3 protein-coding genes are annotated in these 2,335 nt (G+C 62.7%); all 3 read right to left on the bottom strand.

Going from position 1 to position 2,335, the window contains the following annotated elements; all coding sequences use genetic code 11:
* Positions 1-221: 221 nt before the first annotated feature.
* The 3 genes from HX873_RS31125 to HX873_RS31115 are packed head-to-tail and all read right to left on the bottom strand — an operon-like array spanning position 222 to position 2,187.
* Positions 222-851 (bottom strand): DUF1120 domain-containing protein, encoded by a 630-nt coding sequence (locus HX873_RS31125; protein ID WP_177021815.1) that lies wholly within the window; start codon positions 849-851, stop codon positions 222-224.
* A gap of 43 nt (positions 852-894) precedes the next feature.
* The gene (locus HX873_RS31120; RefSeq protein WP_166742204.1) at positions 895-1,512 is read right to left on the bottom strand and encodes a DUF1120 domain-containing protein; all 618 of its coding nucleotides are present in this window, start codon (positions 1,510-1,512) and stop codon (positions 895-897) included.
* A gap of 45 nt (positions 1,513-1,557) precedes the next feature.
* Positions 1,558-2,187 carry a DUF1120 domain-containing protein gene (locus HX873_RS31115; RefSeq protein ID WP_008435634.1) on the bottom strand — a complete coding sequence of 210 codons (630 nt, stop codon included), beginning with the start codon at positions 2,185-2,187 and terminating at the stop codon, positions 1,558-1,560.
* Positions 2,188-2,335: the final 148 nt, after the last annotated feature.

Raw genomic sequence — 2,335 nt, 5'->3', positions numbered from 1 at the left:
TGCCGTGGTCGATGATGCCGCTGCCGGAGAGCGCGATGGTGCAGGAGCTGGGGGTAACCAGGCCCGACAGGGTCATCTCGGTGGCGGTGCTGGCAAACACGCTAGAGCCGGTGTTGAGCAATAACAGCGCCGTGCACAGGCGTAGGGTTCTGTTCATCATTCGGTCTTCAATGTGTTCGGTGCAAGTAAGGCGCCTCGCCGCGAACGACGAGGCCGCGGGTTTACAGGTACTTCACTTCCAGCGTGGCCGAGCCGTCGATCGGGTGTTCATCGCTCAGGTCCAGGCTGTCGGCCCGGGCGATCTGCGCATACACCACCAGGTCGCTGACGACTTGCTGGATCGGTACCGGCAGCCAGGTACCCGAGGTTCTATCGCCGAAAGCCGCCAATGCGCTGGGTGGCAGGATCGCGTCCGCCGACTCTGCCCAGGTCGTGCCGTTATCCCCGGATTCCAGCACCGTGACGGCGACAGCGTCTGCGACTGCGTTATTCAGCATCAGGTCGTAGGCCCCCAGCTTCTGCGTACCGTTGATCAACCCCAGGCCGTAGGTGCCGCCGGTGGAGTTGGACCCGGCGCGGTTGTCGGTGCCCTTGACGGCAAACAGGGTGCCGCCGTCGCAGGTGATGGTCAGTTGCAAGGTGGTGCGTGGCAGTTGTTTGGGGGTCGTGAGGTTCAGGTCTTTGGCGGAGATCTTGCCGTAGTCCACCATCCCTCCGCCGGACAGGCCAGGTGTGCAGGCGTTGGGGGTAATCACCCCTTTGACAGTCAGGTCGACGGTGGACGCCGCCAGGGCAGAGGCGCTGGTGCTGAGCAGCAGCGCGGTGGCCAGGGCATTGAGCGTAAGTTTCATGGGGCACACGTTTCCTTTCGAGTGGGGCCGGTTGAATAAAGGGTTACAGGTACTTCAGTTGCACGGTGGCATGGCCGTCCAGCGGCACTTCGTCGAGCACGGTCAGGCGGTCAGTGCCGTCGACCATCGTGTACACGCGCAGGTCGGCACTGAATTGCCGTATCGCAATCGGGGTGTTCGCACCGCCGTTGGTGGCGACCGAGGTTTGGGTGTAGTGGCCCAGGTAAATCGACGGGAGCCAGGTCACCCCGCCATCGGTCGAGTTGATCGTCTTGACCGTGACGCCGTCCGCGACCGGGTTGAGCAGGCCGAATGCGGTGGCGCCAAGTTTTTCGCCACTGTCCGTCAGCCCCAGGCCATGCCAGTAGTCGTTAATTGCCGAAGTGCCGGCGCGGTTATCGATCGTGCTCAGCGCGATGAACGTTGGCGCTTCACACAGGACTTCCATTTGCATGGTCTGCGGCTGCAGTGAGGTCGGGCTGTCGGTGTTGAGTTCCTTGGCCGGCATTTTTCCGTAATCCACCACGCCTCCGCCGGAGAGCATGGGTTCACAGGCATTCGGCGTGATGGTGCCCGTGACGGCGAAGTCGGTACTGCTGGCGGCCAGTACGGTGGGGGCCAGCAGTAACGTGGCGAGAAAGACAGCGGGTGAGGAATTCATCATCGAGCAGCACCTTTTTGGTTGCAGGTCAGGGGCGAAGGTGGGTTACAGGTAGAGCACTTCAATGGTGGCCGAGCCGTCGATATTGACTTCGTTGCTCAGGTCCAGGCCGTCGGTGCGGTTGATGTAGCCGCTGTAGGCCACGGGGGTGACCAGTTGCTGGGTGGCACGCGGGGTGCTGGCGTCTGCCAGGGTGGCGACCGAGAGATAGGTGCCGGTTTCAAAGCTGTTCCAACGCTCCCAGGTGACGCCATTGTCGAAAGACCCGATGGCTTGCACGGTTTCGCCGTCGGCCTGGGGCGGGCTACCGGTGGCGCCAAGGGTCAAGCTATAGGAACCCAGCTTTTGCGTGCCGTTGATAAATCCCAGCCCGAAGCCGCTGCCGCTGCCGGAGCCAATACGGTTGTCGGTCGCCTTGAGGGCGAAGATCACCGGCGCATCGCAGGTCACGGTCATTTGCAGCGTGACTTTCGGCAACAGGGTGATCTGGGTGGCGTTCAAGTCCTTGGCCGACATCTTGCCGTGGTCGATGACCCCGCCACTGGACAGGCTCGGCGTGCAGGCATTCGGGGTGATGATGCCCTTGACTGTCAGGTCCACGGTGCTGGCGGCGAAGGCGGGGGCGGTGCCAGTGATCAGCAGGGCGCTGGCGACGGCGATCAGGTGCTTGTTCATGGTTGTATTGTCTCGGTGTTGGATCAACTGACGGGTGCAGCTCACCGCAGCGCAGAAAGAGGCGCGGTTGGGCGTCGGGTCAGTTCGGATAGTTGGCCGCCAGGTGAGTTGGCGGGTTGCCCTCTTGGGGTGGGGCGCAATTTAGCGC

The organism is Pseudomonas sp. P7758 (assembly GCF_013386485.1).
Taxonomy (GTDB): Bacteria; Pseudomonadota; Gammaproteobacteria; order Pseudomonadales; family Pseudomonadaceae; genus Aquipseudomonas.
The sequence above is the reverse complement of the archived record's forward strand: the minus strand, read 5'-3'. Positions and strand labels throughout refer to the sequence as shown.

Bases quoted from the DNA above. Each gene is read 5' to 3' on its own strand.
- HX873_RS31125 (WP_177021815.1), bottom strand. From the start codon at position 851: ATGAAACTTACGCTCAATGCCCTGGCCACCGCGCTGCTGCTCAGCACC.
- HX873_RS31120 (WP_166742204.1), bottom strand. From the start codon at position 1,512: ATGAATTCCTCACCCGCTGTCTTTCTCGCCACGTTACTGCTGGCCCCC.
- HX873_RS31115 (WP_008435634.1), bottom strand. From the start codon at position 2,187: ATGAACAAGCACCTGATCGCCGTCGCCAGCGCCCTGCTGATCACTGGC.